Origin of the sequence: Arthrobacter sp. 7Tela_A1 (genome assembly GCF_049311065.1) — a bacterium.
Classification (GTDB): domain Bacteria; phylum Actinomycetota; class Actinomycetes; order Actinomycetales; family Micrococcaceae; genus Arthrobacter_B.
Map to the genome: position 1 here is coordinate 13,635 of NZ_JAXIOO010000041.1, position 16,362 is coordinate 29,996.

A 16,362-nucleotide genomic window follows, 5' to 3' on the forward strand; every position below is an offset into this window, starting at 1 on the left:
TCCTATCCGGTCGTATACATTGTTGTCATGACGACTTCAAACTTATCGGTACCGGAGGGGTTCAAACTCTCCAGAAGACTTCGTGATGAGCTTCCCGAGTCAGAGCGAGCAGACGCTCGCGAATCGTTATGGATGAAGTCTCAAGGACGCTGCTCTCTGTGCAATGAACCGTTGCCTGGCGATGGTTCCTTGGTAGACGTGGATCATATGAAAGCCCGCAAGGCCGGTGTATCGGAGGGGCCAACCGAGCTCAAGAACCTCTACTTAGCGCATCGTTCTTGTAACAGAAAAAGGCAAAACCTTGCCTACGACATTGCTTCGAGGGTTATTCGGTTCGAAAGGTGGTGCACCGCAAAGCCACGACGTTCCTTCGAGGAAGTCATTGAGAAGTACGTCCCGGAGGGAAATCAACGCGTAGATTTCGATCTATCTGATTCCGAGGTTACGATCTCGTTCGGAACCGACAAACGCACTGCTGCGGTCTATGTAGACCCTGCGACTGAGACTAAGTACTTCTTCATGAGCGTACCCGTGAAGTACATACAGAATGACTCAGACACCCAGCCTCGGTTCATAGAATTCGACCACGTCAGGACCCTTGCCATCGAGTTCGACCGTCGACCGGTACATGAACCCAGTAACTGCCGGTTGGTGCCTGTGGGAAACGGATTGGCTGAATTGAAGCAATTCGATGGGCAACACAAGACGACTGCGCAGGTCTTGTTGGGCCGTCGCGAGGTTCCGATGAAGTTCTACTTCAATCCCAGTGTTCCGATGATCCAGGAGCTCGTTGTCCAGATTCAGCAAGGGATCAAAAAACGTCCGCTGTCCACGACAGACACCTTGAAAAAGCTCGACGACGTGATCCGAGACAAGGCCGCTGAGTACAAGACCAACCATGATGGAAGAGTGCCGTCCGAGATTCAACTCGTGAACGCACAACCGCTCGACCAACAGGCCGAATTGAGGAAGCGCCTACTGAGGAACTTCGAGTATCTCATTCTCGATGATCCGAACTTAGAGATTAGAAAATATCTAAGCAAGAAACTTGATCGAAGGTTTCCGCTAACGGATACAGTTCTCGTCACTAGAATTATCCGCCCGCTCGTCTGTCAAGACCTACTAGATGTCCCTCTTGACAATTCGATCGAACGGGAAACCGAACGGGAGATTATTGTGCAAGCAATTAATCGTATAACCGAAAACATGCTTACTGGAAAATGGAATCCGCAAGCCAAGGATTCGGAAGAGGATATAGAAACTTGGCGTGCTCGGCTGTTCTTCAAGCAAGGTGCCATCGGTTGGTGGCTGAAATCAATTCTTGTGCCAGCACTGCAGAGCCAATTTCTGAAACAGGATTGGAAGAGACTCTTCATCGCGCCACTGAACGACGTTAAGCAGGAGCGGCTAGAAGGATATATAGACATTATCTGTGGATGGGACGCATGGAGCACCAAAGACGAGGATCAGTTGGCGGCGCTTCGATCCAACACCCCATCGCGGACGGAAAAGTTATTCCCTAACTACTCCAACATCTCTCTACAGCAAGAGTTCAGCAGCCATTGACCGGTCATCGTCCACCGGAGCACCATAACTCGTCCACCATTCCGGCAAATGTCACCCGTCCAGGCCCGCACTCTGCACGGGAAGCAAACCTAGACAGGTGGCACTTGTCGGCGGGTCGCCATCCATCCACGGGTTGGGTAGACGGCTCTTGCTGCTCCGAGACGGGAATATGGCTCCGGGCTAGGACCTGAACAGCGACGGTACCTCGCAATCGTCCTATGCGGAGGCGTTCCCGCCCGCCTACCTAAAGAAACTTGGCCAAAGGTGCCGCCTCATCCTTACATCCGAGACTCTAGGCGGTCAGCTCCACCGCCTGAACCGCCCCCCTCACACTGAACGGAGTCGTTGCACTTCTCAGCGTTCAAGGGCAGCCCAAACATAAGCTCGGGTGGTCAAGCGAGCCCGGACGGCATTTCCAGTTGTGATGCTTGTTGCGACAACAAGTCCGCTGAAGCTGGCCGTTTTGTACTCCATTGCGAGCCGATCTCGGACTTCTTCTCCGAGCGTGCGGCTTGGATCAACAACCGCTGATTATAGGCTCGACGCTCCACCGAGCTGGCTGAGTGCTAAGCATCCGCACCACAGCGGCAGTACCGATCTGCTGGTCGAAACCGGACAGCCCGCACGGGCAACAGAAGAAGAGCCCAGACAAGCCCATGATTATCAGGAACCGAGCCGTGCCTTAGAAGTTCATTAGCATTGCGCTTGAGGCCGAGGTGGCTAGTTCCAAGCACCGCCAGGATGATCGGCAGTCCCGCGGTTGTAGGCCAGCAACTAGCAGAGGTACATGATCGCGGCGACGGACTGAACTGAAGAGAGAGCGCAGAGCAGCGTGTGCCGTGTGTGTTCAAGAACGCGGCGTCCTTTAAACCCCCACCCGCCGCCGCTCCTCAGCATCCACCCGGTTCTCCTCCAGATACACCTTCTTCGGCCAGCCCACTGAATCCGGAGCACCGGGAATCACTTCGCCGCGCAGCGTCGCCTGGGCGGTCTCCCGCATGCACAGGATGCTCACCAGACCGATCACTCCGGCAATCGCCATGTACCAGCCCGGCACCAGCTGGTTTCCGGTCGTCTCGATCAGCTGGTTGGCAATGGTCTGGGAGGGGCCGGCAAAGAACGCGGTAGAGAAGTTATAGGCCAGGGCAAAGCCCGTGTACCGGACCGCCGTCGGGAACAGCGCCGGAAGCGTCGACGACACCGATGACACCAGGATCACCAGCAGGAAGCCCAATACAGCCAGGCCGAGGAACTGCAGGATCAGGCTCTCCACACCCAGGAGCATGATCGCCGGAACCGACAGCACAATGTAGCCAACAGCCGCGGTCAGCAGCAGCGGTTTGCGCCCTATCCGGTCAGAGAGCGCACCGACCGGCGGAATCGCCAGCAGCATCAGTGCCATCACGGCCACCAGCATCCAGTTGCCCTGCGCGGTGCTGTGCCCCAACTGGCCACTCATGTAGGTCGGCATGTACCCGAGGATCAGGTAGAACGCCACGTTCAGCAGCACCACAAACCCGGCCAGGACCAGCAGCTGCCGCCAGTTCTGCGCCAGTACCTGCCGCAGCGGGGACTTCAGGGTCTCCCGGTGCGCCGATGCCTCCGCGAAGACCGGAGCCTCCACCAGCCGCGTCCGGATCCACAGTGCGGTCAGGCCCAGGGGAATGGTCAGCAGGAACGGCAGCCGCCACCAGCCCTCCAACATCCCCTCGTCGCCGACGAGTGTGATGGTGGTGGTGCAGACAATCGCCGCAAGAATAAAGCCCACCGTGGTGCCGAACTCCAGGAACGACCCGAAGAAACCGCGGCGCTTATCCGGAGCCGACTCCGCCATATACACCGCAGCACCGCCGTACTCGCCGCCGGCAGAGAAACCCTGCACCAGCCGGCAGATCAGCAGCAGCACCGGGGCCAGCAGGCCCGCCGTTTCAAACGTCGGCAGCAGCCCAATGCAGCCGGTGGCCAGGGTCATCAGCGTCACGGTGAGCACCATGACCTTCTGCCGGCCCACCTTGTCACCCAGCGGCCCCAGGATCAGACCGCCCAGCGGACGCACCAGGAAGGACAGCGCCAGGGTGGCGAGTGTGAGCGTGACGCCCAGGCCGCCGTCGCCATCTTCCGACCCGAAGAAGTTCACGGCCATGTAGATGGTCAGGTAGCCGTAGACCCCGTAGTCGAACCACTCAACGGCATTGCCCAGGGCTGAGCCGAGGATGGACCGGTGCAGGGTCTTTTTCGCTTCCTTGCCTTCGGGTTCGGCGCCCGGAACCGGGGCGGGTGCATTTCGGGGCTGGGAATTAGCTGACATCGGTCCATCCTTCATACGAGTGATTGGCTGCTGCGGTGGTGCCGTGTGCTGCTCTGCTGCCCGGTCCCCGGCCGGGCCAACTACCTAGGTCCTGGGCATCGCCAGGTACTTCGTTTCCAGGAACTCTTCGATGCCAACACGTCCGCCTTCGCGGCCCAGACCGGAGGCCTTGATGCCGCCGAACGGCGCCGCCGGATTGGAAACAATGCCGGTGTTCAGCCCGACCATGCCCACCTCCAGCGCCTCGCCCATCCGGAAGCCGCGGTCCACATCCTGCGTAAACAGGTAGCCGACCAGGCCCCAGGGAGTATCGTTCGCCAGCCGGGTGACCTCTTCTTCGGTATCGAACGGCACCACCGGCGCCACCGGACCGAAAATCTCCTCGTTCATCAGGTCCGATTCCGGACTCACCCCGGAGAGGACCGTCGGCGCGTAGAAGTAGCCCGGCCGCTCGGGGCGCGCCCCGCCGCAGACCACTTCCGCGCCCTTGGCGACGGCGTCGTCCACCAGTTCCTGCACCTTGGTAAGTGCCTTCTCCTCCACCAGGGGCCCGACGTCGGTGCCGGGCTCCGCGCCGTCGCCCACCGTGAGCGCGCCCAGGCGTTCGGCGAGCCGGCGGGCGAACTCATCTGCGACGGAGCGCTTCACGAACAGCCTGTTGGCGGCGGTGCAGGCCTCCCCCATGTTCCGCATCTTCGCGGCCACGGCGCCCTCCACGGCACGGTCCAGGTCGGCGTCCTCGAACACGATGAACGGCGCGTTCCCGCCGAGTTCCATCGAGGAGCGCATCACGTGCTCGGCGGCCTGCTCCAGCAGCCGCACACCCACGGCGGTGGAGCCGGTGAAGCTGACCTTCCGGGCAATGCCGCTGGACATCCACGGCGACACCACGGAGGACGCCTTCGACGTGCACACCACGTTCAGCACGCCGGCGGGCAATCCGGCTTCGATCAGGATGTCCACCAGTGCCAGCGAGGACAGCGGCGTCAGGTTGGCGGGCTTGAACACCATGGTGCAGCCCGCGGCGATGGCGGGGCCGATCTTGCGGGTGCCCATAGCCAACGGGAAGTTCCACGGCGTGACCAGCACACAAGGACCCACGGGTTCCTTGGACACCAGGATCCGGGTCTTCCCGTCGCCTGTGGAGGAGAAGTCGCCGCCGATGCGCACTGCTTCCTCGGAGAACCAGCGGAAGAACTCGGCAGCGTAGGCCACCTCGCCCTTGGCCTCGGCCAGCGGTTTGCCCATCTCCGTGGTCATGATCAGTGCCAGCTCATCCTGCCGGGCCATGATCAGGTCATAGGCGCGGCGCAGGATCTCGCTGCGTTCCCGCGGAGCCGTCGCGGCCCATTCCTTCTGCACGCGCCCGGCGGTTTCGATGGCACGCTGCGCGTCCTCCGGACCGCCGTCGGCCACCGTGGCGATGACCTCTTCGGTAGCGGGATTCACGACGTTGAACCGGGCACCGGACGCGGCCTCGCTCCACTGCCCGTCAATGAACAGGCCGGTACTGACCTTGGCGACGGCGTCCCGGGCAGCCTGCGAGGTGGTGCTGGTTTGCGTAGTCATTCGTCGGAGTCCTTTGCTCGAGGGGTCGGGAAGCTGGTTGTGGCATCCAGGTTGGGCCCGGTGCCGGGGTCAAGGAGCTGGGCCAGGTGGGTGCCGGGCCGGGCGGCGTCGAGCTGCTGAACCTGCATCGCGCAGGAGAAACCGTCGGTGAGGACCACGGTTCCGGCATCCGTGCCGCGCAGCGCGGGTGCCAGAGCCTGCTCAGCCACCTGCATGCTGACCTCGTAGTGGTCTTTCTCGAACCCGAAGTTCCCGGCGACACCGCAGCATCCGGTAGCGTCCACCACCTGCGGAATCCCGAGAGCTGCGAGCGCGGTCTTCTGCGTTCCGGCACCGAAGACGGAGTACTCGTGGCAGTGCGTCTGCAGCACCACCTTCTCCGGGAGCGGGCCAGCCGGCGACGGAGTCCACCCGGAGACAGCGAGCTCGCCCACGTACCCGGCGAAACTCCGGACCCGGGCGGCGACCCGGCGGGCCTGGTCGGTATGCACCAGTTCGGGCAGGTCCTTCCGCAGTGCGGCGGCACAGCTGGGCTCGACGACGACGATGGGCCGCTCGGTCCCGTCATCCAGCGCCGCCGCGGCTTTCGCGAGCATCTTCTTCGCCGTACCGAGCTGCCCGGTGGAAATCCAGGTCAGGCCGCAGCACGCATCGGCCGAGCATTCCGTCCGCTCCCCCGCCCCTTCCAGGACGCGGGCAGCGGCACCGGCCACCTCAGGACGGAAACCCCGGGTAAAGGTGTCCACAAAGAGCACGACGCCGGCCTTCCGGTTGGGCGCGCCTGTCACGGCCGCGCTGCTCGCCTCTGCGCCGCGCACCTCATTCCCGGTTCCGCCCGGTGCGCCCGGCGCCGAAGAAGCCGCAGCAACTTCCCTCCGCCACGCCCCCGCAGGCGCGAACCGCGGCAGGGCACGTTCCGTTGTCAGCCCACCCACCCGGGCAGCTATCTTCCCCAGCGGCGTGGCCAGCACGGCGTTGACCAGCGGCGCCACCCGTCCGGTGAGCTTCAGCCAGCGCGGCAGCCAGCCCAGCGAAAAGTGCGACATCGGCCGGAGCTTCCCCCGGTAGTAGTGGTCGAAGAACTCCGACTTGTACGTGGCCATATCCACACCGGTAGGACAGTCCGTGGAGCAGGCCTTGCAGGAGAGGCAAAGATCCAGGACTTCACGGACCTCCTCGGACTTCCACCCCTCCTCCACAGTGCGTGCACCGCGGACCATTTCCTGCAGCACCCGCGCCCTTCCCCGGGTGGAGTCCTTCTCATCCCGGGTGGCCCGGTAGCTTGGACACATCACCCCGCCGGTGTCCGTGCGGCAGCGGCCCACCCCAATACAGCTCTGCACCGCATGGACAAACGGGTCCACCGCGGCTCCGGCCGAAGTACTGGGATCGTCGGTCTCAGCAGCTGATCCACCGCCGGAGTGCAGCGGCCGCAGATCAAAACTGGTCCGCCATTCACGCTCCGGCACACCCTGCAGTGCCAGATTCGCGTCCATCGGATCCGGATCCGTCAGCGACCCGGGGTTCAGGATCCCGTCCGGATCCCACAGCTGCCGGTACGCAGCAAAGGCGGCCAGCATCCTCGGCGAATACATCAGCGGCAGCAGCTCGGACCGTGCCCGGCCGTCACCATGCTCCCCGGACAGCGAACCGCCGTGCCGCACCACCAGCTCCGCCGCTTCCCGGGAGAACTCCCGGAACACAGCCCGGCCGGCATCGGTACGCAGATCATAGGTAATGCGGATGTGCATGCAGCCCGCACCGAAGTGCCCGTACATCACGCCCTGCAGTCCAAAGCGGTCCAGCAGCTCCCGGAAGTCCGCCAGATAGTCGGCCAGGTTCTCCGGCGCGACGGCGGAATCCTCCCACCCCGGCCACGATTCCCCTCCGGTGGACAGCCGCGAGGACAGCCCGGCCCCGTCCTCCCGCACCCGCCACAGCGATGCCCGTTCAACACCGTCGGGCACCGGACGCCCCTCGACCAGCCGGCCGTTTTCCTGCAGCCGGGCCAGCAGCCGGTCCGCATCGGCCTGCACGGAGGCGGGGTCGTCGCCGTCGAGGTCCACATACAGCCAGGCCCTGCCCGCGGGCAGCCCGGTCACCGAGTTCGCGCCGCGGCGGAACCGCATGGTGTCCACGATGGCTTCGTCGATGCCCTCGACGGCGGCGGGCGAAAACTCGAGGATGGTTCCGATGTCCCGGGCGGCCTCCACCACATCCTCGTAGCCGAGGCAGACCAGCAGCGCGCTGGCCGGTTTGGGCACCAGCTTCATCCGCGCACCAACGATCACGGCGCAGGTGCCCTCCGACCCCACGAGCGCGCGGGCCACGTTGAAGCCGTGCTCAGGCAGCAGGTTGGCCAGGTGATAGCCGGAGACCTGACGCTGGATCCGTCCGAGTTCGGTCCGGAAACCGGCCAGGTTGGAATGCGCCAGGTCCTGAAGCCCCGCGGCCAGTTCGGCGGCACGCTGTTCGGAGTACGTGTCGCCGGGATGGGTGGCCCGGATCCCCGTGGCCGTGGCGGTGAGCTCCGCGCCGTCGGCCGTGACGACGTCGAGCTCCGCCACATGGTCCGAGATGCGGCCGTAGCGCACCGAGTGGTTGCCGCAGGCGTCGTTGCCCAGCGCCCCGCCCACGGTGGCACGGTTCTTGGAGGAGGGATCGGGGGCAAAACTGAACCGGTTGCCGGTGGCGCGCTCCACTTCCCGGCTCAGGACCGCAAGCACGACGCCGGGTTCCACGGCCACTGTTCGGGCGTCCTCGTCCACGGCACCGATCCCGTTCATATGCCGGGAGAAGTCCAGCACGACGCCGGGTCCGACCGCGTTGCCGGCCATGGACGTGCCGCCGCCGCGGCTGATCAGCGGCGTCCCGGTCTCCCGGCACACTTTCAGGACAGCGACGACGTCGTCTACCGTCCGCGGGAACACCACAGCCAGCGGCGGCACCCGGTAGTTCGATGCGTCGAAGGAATACTCCGCCCGCCGGCGGGACGACCCGTCGGCCTCGACTCCCGCCACGGCCAGCCCGTCCAGCAGCGCACCGGCATCCGGTGCGCCGGCGGCTACAGACGGGGCGGCGAGGCCGGTTTTTGTCATCGGCTCTCCGTGCTTGCCGAAGTGGAAGTCGTGGCAGCCGCGGCCGCGGCCGGGACAGCACCCGCAACGGCGGCGAGCGCGGCTTCGAAGCGTTCCAGCCCGGTGGCGATTTCCTCCGCTGAGACCACCAGCGCCGGAATCAGCCGGACCACGTTGCCTGCCGGTCCGCAGGTCAGCGTCAGCAGACCCTGCTCGGTGGTCGCCTGCTGCACCGCAGCGGCCGTGGCGGCGTCGGGCGTTCCGTCCCCGGCCGTGAACTCGATGCCCTGCATCAGCCCCAGCCCGCGGACGTTGCCGATCACCGGGAACCGTTCCTGGATCTCCAGCAGCCCGGCCTGCAGCTGTTCGCCGCGGATCCGGGAGTTCTCCACCAGGTTTTCTTCCTGCACCACTTCCAGGGTCGCGACGCCGGCGGCGGCAGACACGGCGTTGCCGCCGTAGGTTCCGCCCTGGGAACCGGGCCAGGCCTTGGACATGGTGTCCGTGGACGCAGCGATCGCTGAGATCGGGAAACCCGAGGCGATGCCCTTGGCGGTGATGAGGATGTCCGGGGTGGCCGCGGAGTACTGATGGCCCCAGAACTTGCCCATGCGCCCGACGCCGGCCTGCACTTCGTCAATGATCAGCTGGATGCCGTACTTTTCCGCCCGTTCCCGCAGGCCCTCCAGGAAGGCCGGAGGCGTTGGCAGGTAGCCGCCGTCGCCAAGTGCCGGTTCGATCAGGAACGCTGCGGTGTCCTTCGGATCGGTCCGGGTCTGCAGCAGGTAGTCCAGTTCCTGCAGGGCGAACGCGACGGCGGTGTCTTCGTCCCAGCCATAGCGGTAGGCGTAGGGGAAGGCGGCCATGTGGACGCCGGCCATGAGCGGTGCGAAGCCGGCGGAGAACTTGGTGCCCGCCGTCGTCAGGGATGCTGCGGCGACGGTGCGGCCGTGGAAACCGCCCTGGAACACCACAATGTTGGGCCGTCCCGTGGCCATGCGGGCCAGCCGGACGGCGGCCTCGACAGCTTCCGAGCCGGAGTTCGCGTAGAACACTGAATCCAGTCCTGCCGGAAGGACCTCCCCGAGCTTTTCCGTCAGTTCCAGCAGCGGTTTGTGCATAACGGTGGTGTACTGGGCGTGGATGATCTTCCCGACCTGTTCCCGGGCGGCTTCCACCACCTTCGGATGGCAGTGCCCGGTGCTGGTCACGCCGATGCCGGTGGTGAAGTCCAGGTAGTCCCGGCCGTCGGTGCCGTGGATCCAGCACCCGAGGGCGTGGTCCACAATCACGGGAGTGGCTTGTTTCAGGGCGGGGCTGAGGGAAGTCATGCGGCCATGATGCAGGTCACGTATGTCTATTGTCAACAATCCTTCAATGGGGATACGGTTGCGGCGTGAGTAACACTGTGAGCACTCCCAGCGTGGTCATCCTCGCTGCATCCGGTCAGTCCCTGCCCTGCAATCTCGCGGAAATCGAGGCTCTGGCGGACGTGAGCATCACCGATGCCGCGGGCCTGCCGGCGGCGTTGCCCGGAGCACAGGTGCTGTTCCTCTGGGACTTTTTCTCCTCTGCCCTGGCCGACGCCTGGCCTTACGCCGACTCCCTGGAATGGATCCATGTGGCCGCTGCCGGAGTGGACGCCATGCTGTTCGAGGAACTGCGCTGCTCCCCCGTGCTGCTCACCAACGCGCATGGGATCTTTGACCGGCCGATCGCCGAGTTTGTCCTCGCGTCGGTCCTCGCCCACGACAAGCAGCTGCACCTGTCCAAGCGGCTGCAGCAGGACTCCGTGTGGCAGCACCGCGAACTCACCGGCACCTACGGCTCCAGCGCCCTGGTGGTGGGCACCGGAGGCATAGGCCGGGCCACCGCACGGCTGCTGCGCGCCGTCGGGCTCTCCGTCCGCGGTGCCGGGCGGAGCGCCCGCGAGGACGACCCGCACTTCGGCACGGTGATCCCCAGCGCAGAACTGGCGGAACACGCCGGCTGGGCGGACCACGTGGTCCTCGCCGCGCCGCTCACCGACCAGACGCGGGACCTCGTGGACGACGCCGTCCTGGCCGCCATGAAACCCTCCGCCCACCTGGTGAATGTGGGCCGCGGCGCCCTGGTGGATGAAGATGCCCTGCTGCGGGCCCTGCGCACCGGGTCGATTGCCGCTGCGTCGCTGGACGTCTTCCGCGAAGAGCCACTGCCCGCCTCGCATCCCTTTTGGGGCATGGAGAACGTGCACCTCTCTGCGCACATGAGCGGAGACATCGCCGGCTGGCGGGACACCCTGGCCCGGCAGTTCGCCGCAAACCTGCTGCGCTTCACCGCCGGGGAGTCCCTGGCCGGTGTGGTGGACAAGCAGCGCGGTTATGTGAGCTCATCCTCATAATCACAGGTCCAGTTCGTCCCCAGTCACGGAGGTACCCGCTTGCTGTTCAGCTCCGAGGAATACGACGCCCGGCTGTCCGGGGTCCGACGGCGCATGGCCCGGCAGGGACTCTCCGCCCTGCTGGTCACCGACCCGGCCAACCTCTACTACCTCACCGGCTACAACGCCTGGTCCTTCTACACACCGCAGGTACTGTTCGTGCCCGCCGAAGGTCCGCTGCTGTTCTTCACCCGGGAAATGGACGCGTCCGGCGCGTCCCGCACCAGCTGCCTGCCGGCCGAAAACATTGTGGGCTACCCGGAGAGGTACGTGCACCGCCCGCACCTGCACCCCTTCGACTGGGTGTCCTTCGCCCTCCGTGAGCGCGCCCTGATCGCCCCGGCGGCAGCGGGCTGCGTGGGCCTGGAAATGGACTCGCACTTCTTCTCCCCCAAGGCCTACCGGTCACTGGTCAACGCCCTGCCGGAGTGGACCCTGGTGGACAGCTTCGAGCTGGTGAACTGGGTCCGGGCAGTGAAATCCCCCGCTGAAGTGGAACTCATGCGCTCCGCTGCCCGGATTTGCGACGCCGCCATGGCCGCCGCGGTGGAGACGATCGACGTCGGCGTCCGCCAGTGCGACGCCGCCGCGGCCATCAGCCGGGCGCAGATCACCGGCGTCGAGAACCTGGGCGGCGACTATCCGGCGATCGTGCCGATGCTCCCCACCGGTGAAGCCGCGGACACCCCGCACCTGACCTGGAGCGATGAACGGTTCACGGCCGGGCAGGCCGTGGTCATCGAGCTGGCGGGCGCCTACCGCCGCTACCACGCCCCGCTGGCCCGCACACTGGTGCTCGGCACCCCGCAGGACCGGCTCGCCAAACTGTCCGACGCCGTCGGGGACGCCCTGAACTCAGTGCTCACGGAGATCCAACCCGGTGTTCCGGTCCACGAACTGGCCCGGACCTGGAACCGGACCCTGGCCAAGTACAACCTGGAGAAACCTTCCCGGATCGGCTATTCCATCGGCATCGGGTATCCGCCGGACTGGGGTGAGCGGACCATCTCCATCCGTTCCGAAGACGAAACCATCCTCACGGAGAACATGACCTTCCACCTGATTGGCGGAATGTGGATGGACGGCTACGGCTACGAACTCTCCGAATCCATCCGGGTCAGCGCCGACGGCGTCGAAACCCTCACCAGCTTCCGGCAGGAACTGCTCCTGAAAGGCAACTAGCCCATGACCCTGAACTCCTTCGCCGCCCGCGCCGGCGCCACGCTGCCGCTGGCCGACCGCGCCGCCGGACTGGTGGGCTCCGTAATTGACTCCAGCACCTCCCTGCTGGCCTCCCAGACACACGACATTGTCCGCTTCGCCATGGGCTCCCCGGCGGATGAAGCCGTGCCGCTGGAGGAGTTCCGGGACATCGCCGCGCAGGTGCTGGACCACAGCTCCTTCACCTACGGCGCCACCGAAGGCGAACCGGGGCTCCTGGACGCCCTGGTGGACTACCTTTCAGACACTTCCGATCCCGCCGACCCCAGCCGCGTCACCATCACCGCCGGCGGTATGCAGGGACTGGACCTGGCCTGCAAGATCTTCATCAATCCCGGTGACCTGGTGATTGTTGAAAGCCCCACCTACACCAACGGCAGCGCCACGGCCCTGAGCTACGGCGCCGAACTGCTGGAGGCCCCGGTGGACCAGGACGGCTTGATCGTGGAGGCGCTCCCCGACCTCGTGGCAGCGACCGGCCGAACCCCCAAAGCCATCTACACCATTCCCAACTTCCAGAATCCGGCCGGGGTCACCCTGTCCCTGCCGCGCCGGCAGCGGCTGCTGGAACTCGCTCACGGGTGGAACGCCGTGATCATCGACGACGATCCCTACGGGCTGCTGCGCTTCGAGGGTGAGGACCTGCCCTCCCTGCAGGCGCTCAGCCCGGGCGATCCGCTGCTCTTTTCGGTCCGCACGTTCTCCAAGATCCTGGCACCGGGCCTGCGGGTGGGCTGGGTGGACACCGACCCGTCCCTGCGGCAGCTGGTCATCAACGCCAAGCAGGCCATGGACACCTGCACGAACGTTCCTGCGCAGCACCTGGTGGCGGAGTTCATCCGGCGCGGCGGCCTGGATAACCATCTGGACGGGCTGCGCACCGAGTACAAGCGCCGCAAGGACGCTATGCAGGCCAACCTGCACCGCCACCTCGGCAGCCGGATCACCACCACGGATCCTGAGGGAGGCTTCTTCCTCTGGCTCACCCTGCAGGGGCAGGATGCCCGCATTTCCACCCAGAAGCTGTTCGAGACGGCGCTGGCAGAAGGGGTGGCCTTCATTCCGGGACCGGCGCTTTCTCCCAGCGGGAAGTTCGACGACGCCCTCCGGCTCTGCTTCGCATCCACCACTCCCGAGCGGGCCGAGGAAGGCATCATCCGGCTGAAACGTGCCATGGACCGGGAACTTGCTGGGCTCGACGCCGGGGCAGGCGTGTGAGCGTTCAGTCCTCCCTTGCGGAAGATGCCGTCCTGGGGCTGATCCCGGAAACCGAGCTGGTGGCCCTGGCCTCTGACCTGGTGGCAGCCGGCGGCGAAAACCCCGGTGGAACCGAAGCCGCCACCGTCCAGGTGCTGGCGGATTTTGCCCGGGCGGCCGGACTGGAGGTAGCAGTCACGGAGGTCGCTCCCGGCCGGCCGAACCTCACGGCCATGCTGCCGGGCGGCACCCGGCCGGGCCTGCTCTTTCTGGGCCATTCCGACGTCGTGCCCGCAGGTGTCGGCTGGGACCGGCCGGCGTTTGACCCGTACGTGCGGGACGGCCGCCTGGTGGGACGCGGGTCCACGGACATGAAGGGCGGGCTGGCGGCGGTGCTCATTGCGCTGCGCGCGCTGCGGGCTGCCGGAGTTGAGCTGTCCGGGCCGATGGCTCTGGCCTGCACTGTGGATGAGGAAGACCTGGGCCTGGGGATCCGGGCCTTTACAGCAGCGGCCGGTCCGTTCCCCTATTCAGCCTGTGTGGTGGCCGAGCCGACCGACCTCGAAACGGTCATTGCCTGCCGCGGGGACAGCTATCTGGAACTGACAGTGACCGGAAAGCCGGCGCACTCCGGCCGCCCGGCGGACGGGCGCAACGCGATCGACGCTGCCGCCCGGATCCTGGATCTGATCCGCCGGGACCATGCCCGGCTGCAGGGTTCGGCGGATCCGCTGCTGGGCGCGGGGTCCTGGAACGCCGGACTCATCCGCGGCGGCACCGGAACCTCCATGGTGGCCGGTTCCTGCACCCTGTCCCTGGACCGAAGGCTGATGCCGGATGAGGATCCGGAGGTGATCCGGGAAGCGCTGCTGGCCGATATTCGTGCCGCTGGAATTGCGGCGGACGGAATGACCGTGGATGCGGCGGTGACCATGGAGATGCCTGGGTTCCACACTGAGCCCGACCATCCGCTGGTGGCCAATGCCGTTGGCGCCCTGGCTCAGCTGGGGATGGACAGCCCTGTCACGGGCTGGACCGCGGCGTGCGACGGCGGGTTCATTGCCCGGGACTTCGGCGTGCCGGTGATCGTGATGGGTCCAGGCGGCCTCAACGACCAGGCCCATCAGGTGAACGAGTCAGTGAGCGTGACAGAACTTGTGACTGCGGCGAAGGCCTATGCGCTGATGTGCCTGCGGCACAGGCCTATACGCTGAAGCACCTACGGCACAGGCACATCAGCTGACGCGCCTACGGCACAGGCCAGCTACGCCGTGGCCGGCTCGGGATTCCCGCCGCCGGTGAGCCGCTCCAGCGCATCGTCCATGTGCCGGATGAGCAGCCTGCCCACCAGCTCCTGGTCGCCCTTGGCCAGCGCATCCGCGATGGCCTGGTGCTCCCCCACCCGGGTATGCGGATCCGGATAGCGCCGCTCAAGGGCGGTGAGGCACATCCGCGTCTCGGTCAGCAGGGTGTTGTGGATCCGGGTCAGCCGCGGGCTTTCCGCTGCGGAGACCAGGGCGGAGTGGTAGTCCATGTCTGCCTCGGACATCGCATCTAGGTCCGCTTTGTCGGCTGCTTTCTTCATGGCCTTTACTACCCGGGACAGTCCTGCGGCTACAGCCTTGCCGCCGTTCTTTTGCAGGATCAGCTCAGCCGCGGCGCGTTCTACGGCGGTGCGGGCCACATACATATCCCGCACTTCCTCCTCCGTCATGGTGATCACGAAGATTCCGCGGTTGCGGATACTGATCAGCAGGCCCTCCTGGGTGAGTCGCTGCATGGCTTCCCGCAGCGGTCCGCGGCTCACGCCAAGCTCCCGGGCCAGCTCGGTTTCCACCAGTTGGCTGCCGGCCGGAATTTGTCCGCGGCCAATGGCGGACCGGAGCTTTCCGGCGATGATCGAGGGCGTTGACTCGCGTACCAGGGGATCGAAAATTGCCAACGCAAACCACACTTCGCTCGGGGCCTTCCGGGGCCGTGCGGGTCCGGTGAAGGCAGCTCTCTAAACTTGTAGACAATCCTACAGGGACCGGCCGCCTGAGTCTGCAGTCAATTCGACGCACGACTGCCACAGGTGCTGCTGCGCGGAGGAGGGATCCTCCGCGCCGGTGCCTGCCGACGGGGCCCGCCGGGGCGTTGCGTAACACCAACCTCATGTGACGTACGACTCATGCAAGAATGTGAGAGCAAGGACGCAAAGAAGCGCCAGGGCCTTCTGGATTCGTCCGTGCAGCTGGCACCGCATTCTCGAGGAGACACTTGATCAACGAAGAAAAGACCGTCCTGCAGGCATCTGCGAACGTCTTCCGGGCCCACGGGATGACCACCATCTTCGGCAACCCCGGATCCAACGAACTGCCTTTCCTGGCCGGTCTGGGCAAGGATTTCACGTTCGTCCTGGGCCTGCACGAGCAGGTTGTGGTGGGGATGGCAGAGGGTTACGCCCGGGTGACGGGACGACCGGTCCTGGTCAACCTGCACGCTGCCTCCGGAACCGGAAACGCGATGGGAGCTTTGACGAACGCGCACTACGCGCATGTTCCGCTGGTCCTGCTCGCCGGCCAGCAGGTGCGCCGCACCGTGGGCCAAGAGACCATGCTCGCGAACGTGGATGCCGGAATGCTGACGTATCCCCTCACCAAATACGCGCATGAACCGCTCGCGGCGGCTGACGTTCCCCGCACCCTGTCCCAGGCCGTGCTGGAGGCCACCACCCATCCGCAGGGTCCGGTCTATGTCTCCGTCCCCCTGGATGACTGGGGCCAGCCAGCGCTTCCCGACGACGCCCTGCTCACCTCCCGGTCCGTGACCGTCGCCGGTGGCCTCCCCACTGACCTGGCTCAGGAGCTCGTGGGCGCCGTCGACCAGGCCCGGAACCCGGCGCTGGTGCTCGGTCCCCAGGTGGACGCAGCGGCCATTCAGGATCCGGAGGTCTACTCCCAGGTGGTGCGCCTAGCCGAGCACCTCAATGCGACCGTCTACATAGCCCCCTCCCCTCCGCG

Annotated in this window: 11 protein-coding genes; 6 read left to right on the plus strand and 5 right to left on the minus strand. The window is 65.5% G+C overall.

Translation table 11 applies throughout. The features are described from left to right. The first annotated feature begins 27 nt into the window (after positions 1 to 27). Positions 28 to 1,566: an HNH endonuclease signature motif containing protein gene (locus TVB01_RS14215; RefSeq protein ID WP_422456562.1), complete on the plus strand. Its 1,539-nt coding sequence runs from the start codon at positions 28 to 30 to the stop codon at positions 1,564 to 1,566. 865 nt (positions 1,567 to 2,431) lie between these two features. Here the strand turns inward: TVB01_RS14215 and TVB01_RS14220 are convergent. The 4 genes from TVB01_RS14220 to TVB01_RS14235 all read right to left on the minus strand — a co-directional run bounded on the left by TVB01_RS14220 (position 2,432) and on the right by TVB01_RS14235 (position 9,851). Then, a complete protein-coding gene (locus TVB01_RS14220; protein ID WP_422456563.1) occupies positions 2,432 to 3,874 on the minus strand; it encodes an MFS transporter in 1,443 nt (480 codons plus the stop codon). An 84-nt stretch (positions 3,875 to 3,958) separates the two neighbouring features. Beyond that, positions 3,959 to 5,443, minus strand: coding sequence for an NAD-dependent succinate-semialdehyde dehydrogenase (locus tag TVB01_RS14225; protein ID WP_422456564.1), 1,485 nt, complete (start codon positions 5,441 to 5,443; stop codon positions 3,959 to 3,961). Then, on the minus strand, positions 5,440 to 8,541 hold the full coding sequence (locus tag TVB01_RS14230; protein WP_422456565.1) for an FAD-binding and (Fe-S)-binding domain-containing protein: 3,102 nt from the start codon (positions 8,539 to 8,541) through the stop codon (positions 5,440 to 5,442). Before TVB01_RS14230 ends, TVB01_RS14225 begins: the two co-directional genes overlap by 4 nt. Beyond that, positions 8,538 to 9,851, minus strand: a complete 1,314-nt coding sequence (locus TVB01_RS14235; RefSeq protein ID WP_422456566.1) for an aspartate aminotransferase family protein — start codon at positions 9,849 to 9,851, stop codon at positions 8,538 to 8,540. Before TVB01_RS14235 ends, TVB01_RS14230 begins: the two co-directional genes overlap by 4 nt. A gap of 65 nt (positions 9,852 to 9,916) precedes the next feature. Between TVB01_RS14235 and TVB01_RS14240 the strand changes: the two genes are divergently transcribed. The 4 genes from TVB01_RS14240 to TVB01_RS14255 are packed head-to-tail and all read left to right on the plus strand — an operon-like array spanning position 9,917 to position 14,574. Then, complete coding sequence (locus TVB01_RS14240) at positions 9,917 to 10,903, plus strand: D-2-hydroxyacid dehydrogenase (RefSeq protein ID WP_422456567.1); 987 nt, start codon at positions 9,917 to 9,919, stop codon at positions 10,901 to 10,903. Positions 10,904 to 10,942: 39 nt separating this feature from the next. Further along, positions 10,943 to 12,124: a M24 family metallopeptidase gene (locus TVB01_RS14245; RefSeq protein ID WP_422456568.1), complete on the plus strand. Its 1,182-nt coding sequence runs from the start codon at positions 10,943 to 10,945 to the stop codon at positions 12,122 to 12,124. Positions 12,125 to 12,127: 3 nt separating this feature from the next. After that, the gene (locus TVB01_RS14250; RefSeq protein WP_422456569.1) at positions 12,128 to 13,381 is read left to right on the plus strand and encodes a PLP-dependent aminotransferase family protein; all 1,254 of its coding nucleotides are present in this window, start codon (positions 12,128 to 12,130) and stop codon (positions 13,379 to 13,381) included. Next, positions 13,378 to 14,574, plus strand: a complete 1,197-nt coding sequence (locus TVB01_RS14255) for a M20 family metallopeptidase (RefSeq protein WP_422456570.1) — start codon at positions 13,378 to 13,380, stop codon at positions 14,572 to 14,574. The genes TVB01_RS14250 and TVB01_RS14255 overlap by 4 nt, the downstream gene beginning before the upstream one ends. A 50-nt stretch (positions 14,575 to 14,624) precedes the next feature. Here TVB01_RS14255 and TVB01_RS14260 read toward each other — a convergent pair whose 3' ends face one another. Then, entirely contained in the window at positions 14,625 to 15,302 is a 678-nt protein-coding gene (locus TVB01_RS14260; RefSeq protein ID WP_422456571.1) for a GntR family transcriptional regulator, read from the minus strand. 317 nt (positions 15,303 to 15,619) lie between these two features. Between TVB01_RS14260 and TVB01_RS14265 the strand changes: the two genes are divergently transcribed. Beyond that, on the plus strand, positions 15,620 to 16,362 hold a 743-nt coding region (locus TVB01_RS14265; protein ID WP_422456572.1), incomplete at its 3' end, for a thiamine pyrophosphate-binding protein.

What these genes read in the sequence shown, in the direction of transcription:
- TVB01_RS14215 (WP_422456562.1), top strand. Translation starts at nt 28, where the DNA reads ATGACGACTTCAAACTTATCGGTACCGGAGGGGTTCAAACTCTCCAGA.
- TVB01_RS14220 (WP_422456563.1), bottom strand. Translation starts at nt 3,874, where the DNA reads ATGTCAGCTAATTCCCAGCCCCGAAATGCACCCGCCCCGGTTCCGGGC.
- TVB01_RS14225 (WP_422456564.1), bottom strand. Translation starts at nt 5,443, where the DNA reads ATGACTACGCAAACCAGCACCACCTCGCAGGCTGCCCGGGACGCCGTC.
- TVB01_RS14230 (WP_422456565.1), bottom strand. Translation starts at nt 8,541, where the DNA reads ATGACAAAAACCGGCCTCGCCGCCCCGTCTGTAGCCGCCGGCGCACCG.
- TVB01_RS14235 (WP_422456566.1), bottom strand. Translation starts at nt 9,851, where the DNA reads ATGACTTCCCTCAGCCCCGCCCTGAAACAAGCCACTCCCGTGATTGTG.
- TVB01_RS14250 (WP_422456569.1), top strand. Translation starts at nt 12,128, where the DNA reads ATGACCCTGAACTCCTTCGCCGCCCGCGCCGGCGCCACGCTGCCGCTG.